At 53.6% G+C, this 3,318-nt stretch carries 4 protein-coding genes; 3 read left to right on the forward strand and 1 reads right to left on the reverse strand.

Features of this window, described 5'->3' with window-relative positions; genetic code table 11:
• The 3 genes from nrdD to dut form a co-directional block, all read left to right on the forward strand.
• Positions 1–1,895: anaerobic ribonucleoside-triphosphate reductase (gene nrdD / locus VB081_RS12955; RefSeq protein WP_323401198.1), on the forward strand; the 1,895-nt coding region annotated here is incomplete at its 5' end.
• A 3-nt stretch (positions 1,896–1,898) separates the two neighbouring features.
• The gene (gene nrdG / locus VB081_RS12960) at positions 1,899–2,426 is read left to right on the forward strand and encodes an anaerobic ribonucleoside-triphosphate reductase activating protein (protein ID WP_323401199.1); all 528 of its coding nucleotides are present in this window, start codon (positions 1,899–1,901) and stop codon (positions 2,424–2,426) included.
• Between the two features lie 10 nt (positions 2,427–2,436).
• Positions 2,437–2,883: a dUTP diphosphatase gene (dut, locus tag VB081_RS12965; protein ID WP_323401200.1), complete on the forward strand. Its 447-nt coding sequence runs from the start codon at positions 2,437–2,439 to the stop codon at positions 2,881–2,883.
• A gap of 73 nt (positions 2,884–2,956) precedes the next feature.
• On the opposite strand, the gene VB081_RS12970 is transcribed toward dut, so the two are convergent.
• A partial coding sequence (locus tag VB081_RS12970; RefSeq protein WP_323401201.1) for an MFS transporter occupies positions 2,957–3,318 on the reverse strand: 362 nt, incomplete at its 5' end.

Consider the following 3,318-nt stretch of genomic DNA (forward strand, 5'->3'; position numbering starts at 1 on the left):
AAACGTATATCATTTATCGTTATTCGCGCGCGCTGGTTCGTAAAGCAAATACGACGGACGACTCGATCCTGAGCCTGATCAAAAACAGCAACAAGGACGTGATGGAGGAAAACTCCAACAAGAACGCCGTTGTGGCGGCGACGCAGCGCGACCTCATTGCGGGCGAGGTATCTAAGGACTTGACGCGCAGGGTTCTGCTGCCTGAAAAAATTTCTAAGGCGCATGACGAGGGCGTTTTGCATTTTCATGATGCGGATTATTTTTTGCAGCCGATTTTTAACTGCTGCCTGATCAACATCGGCGATATGCTGGACAATGGTACGGTGATGAACGCCAAGCTGATCGAAAGCCCCAAGAGCTTTCAGGTGGCGTGCACGGTGATGACGCAGATCATTGCTTCTGTGGCGAGCAGCCAGTATGGCGGGCAATCTGTTGACGTGCGGCATTTGGGGAAATATCTGCGCCGCAGCAAGGAAAAATTTGAAAAGCGTTTCCGCGAGATCATGGGGGCGGATGCTTCGGAGGAAATGATCGGCAAGCTGACGGACGAGAGGCTGCGCACGGAGCTTCGGGGCGGCGTGCAGACCATTCAGTATCAGATCAATACGCTGATGACGACGAACGGGCAATCGCCGTTTGTCACGTTGTTTTTGAATCTTGATAAGGACGACGAATATCTCAATGAAAACGCGATGATCGTCGAGGAGATATTGCGCCAACGTTTGGAGGGCATCAAAAACGTAAAGGGCGTATATGTGACGCCGGCATTCCCCAAGCTTGTGTATGTACTGGATGAGCACAACTGCCTGCAGGGCGGGAAATATGACTATATCACGGAGATGGCGGTCAAATGCTCTTCGAAACGGCTTTATCCGGACTATATCTCCGCGAAAAAGATGCGCGAGCATTATGAGGGCAATGTGTTCAGCCCGATGGGATGCCGCAGCTTTTTGACGGCGTGGAAGGACGAAAACGGCAAGTATCAATTTGAAGGGCGTTTTAACCAAGGCGTCGTCAGCCTCAACTTGCCGCAGATCGGCATTGTTGCGAGGGGCGACGAAAAGAAATTTTGGGAGCTGCTTGACGAGCGGCTGGAGCTTTGCCATGAGGCGCTGCTGTGCCGTCACCGCGCGCTGCTTGGAACGACCTCGGACGCGAGCCCTGTGCACTGGCAGTACGGCGCGATCGCGCGGCTTGCGCCGGGCGAAAAGATCGACCGTTTTTTAAAGGATGGCTATTCCACCATTTCGCTTGGGTATATCGGACTTTATGAGGCGACCAAGCTGATGAAGGGCGAAAGCCATACGACGGTGCGCGGTCAGGAGTTTGCCATGCAGATCATGAACCGCCTGCGTGCGGCGTGTGAAGGCTGGAAAAAAGAATCCGGCATCGGCTTCGGTCTTTATGGCAGTCCGGCGGAATCGCTTTGCTACCGGTTTGCGCGCATCGACAAGGAACGCTTTGGAACCATCGAGGATATTACGGATAAGGGGTATTATACCAATTCTTACCACGTGGACGTGCGCGAGGAGATCGACGCGTTCAGCAAATTTGATTTTGAGAGCAAGTTCCAGACGATCTCGTCCGGCGGCGCGATCTCTTATGTGGAAATACCCAATATGCGCCACAACTTAGAGGCGCTTGCGGAGGTCGTCAAATATATCTACGATAACATCCAGTATGCGGAGTTCAATACCAAATCGGACTATTGCCATGAATGCGGATTCGACGGTGAGATCATTATCAACGACGATAATGAATGGGAATGCCCCAACTGCGGCAACAAGGATCACGCAAAGATGAACGTAACGCGCCGTACGTGCGGGTATCTGGGCGAAAACTTCTGGAACGTGGGCAAGACCAAAGAGATCAAAGACCGCGTGCTTCACCTGTAAGCCATGAATTATGCGGATATCAGGCAATATGACGTGGCAAACGGGCCGGGCATACGCGTTTCGCTGTTTGTGAGCGGATGCTCTCACCGGTGCGAGGGGTGCTTTAACCCGGAGACGTGGGATTTTGCATATGGTGAGGAGTTTACGGATGAAACGGCGGACGCCATCCTTGCGTACCTCAAGCCCGCTCATGTGAAGGGGCTGACGCTTCTTGGCGGAGACCCGATGGAACGGCAAAACGTGCAGGCGCTGCTGCCCCTTTTGAAGCGCGTGCGTAGGGCGTACCCCGGCAAGGACATCTGGTGCTTTACGGGATATGATTTTGAGCGGGACGTGCTGGGGACATGGGTGGACGAGCCGGACGTGAAGGAATTTCTTTCCTATATAGACGTACTGGTGGACGGGCCGTTTGTGGCGGCGAAGAAAAATATCAACCTGCGCTTTAAGGGGTCGGAAAACCAACGAACGATTCTGGTGCAGGAATCCTTGCGGCAGAAAAAGACTGTACTTTGGGACGACAAACAGGATTGAGGGAGTGAATATGCAAAAACAGGAGATCAACATCAAAAAATTGGATGAAAAGGCAGTGATCCCGACATATGGTTCGGAATTTTCGGCGGGCGCGGATTTATACGCGTGCCTTGATGAGGAAGTGGTGATCGCCCCGGGCGAGACCCAAATGATCCATACGGGCATCGCAATGGAGATCCCGCTTGGATATGCTGGGCTCATTTATGCGCGCAGCGGGCTTGCCTCTAAGCGCGGCCTTGCGCCCGCTAACAAGGTGGGCGTTGTGGACAGCGACTACAGGGGCGAATTTATGGTGGCGCTGCACAATCATTCGGACAAGCCGCAGGCGGTGGCGCCGGGTGAGCGCATCGCGCAGATGGTGGTCACGCCTGTGATGCAGCTTTCGTTCTGCGAGGTGCAGGAGCTTGATGAAACGGTGCGCGGCGCGGGCGGATTCGGTTCTACCGGAAAGCACTGATACGGCAGACGGTTTGTATTTTTGGCAATAAAAAAGCAGGATGAGCGATCATCCTGCTTTTGTTTGTGTGTCGTTAGGATTGTTTGACTTTTTTGACGGAATCCTTCTTAAGCAGCGCGGTCACGATGATGCCGACCACACAGGCTGCCGCAGGGATGATGAACGTCCACGCGGTGGGAATGCCGTCTATGGTGACGATCTTGGCGATCGCGGGGAACAGCAGGCCGGAAACCGCAAAAGCGATCATGACGAGACCGTAGTTGACACCGTTGTTCTTGATGCCGAAATAATCCGCCGTGACAGCCGGGAATACGCCTGCGCTGCCGCCGAACGCGAACGCGACCAGAGCAATGAGCACGATGAACAGGTAGCTCTGCGCAAAGGTCAGCAGCAGGATACACACGATCGTGATCAGATAAAGCACGAATATCACGT

The sequence above is a fragment of the Christensenella sp. genome (assembly GCF_034927525.1).
Classification (GTDB): domain Bacteria; phylum Bacillota; class Clostridia; order Christensenellales; family Christensenellaceae; genus Christensenella.

Coding starts and splice junctions, on each gene's coding strand:
- dut (WP_323401200.1), top strand. CDS start 2,437: ATGCAAAAACAGGAGATCAACATCAAAAAATTGGATGAAAAGGCAGTG.
- nrdG (WP_323401199.1), top strand. CDS start 1,899: ATGAATTATGCGGATATCAGGCAATATGACGTGGCAAACGGGCCGGGC.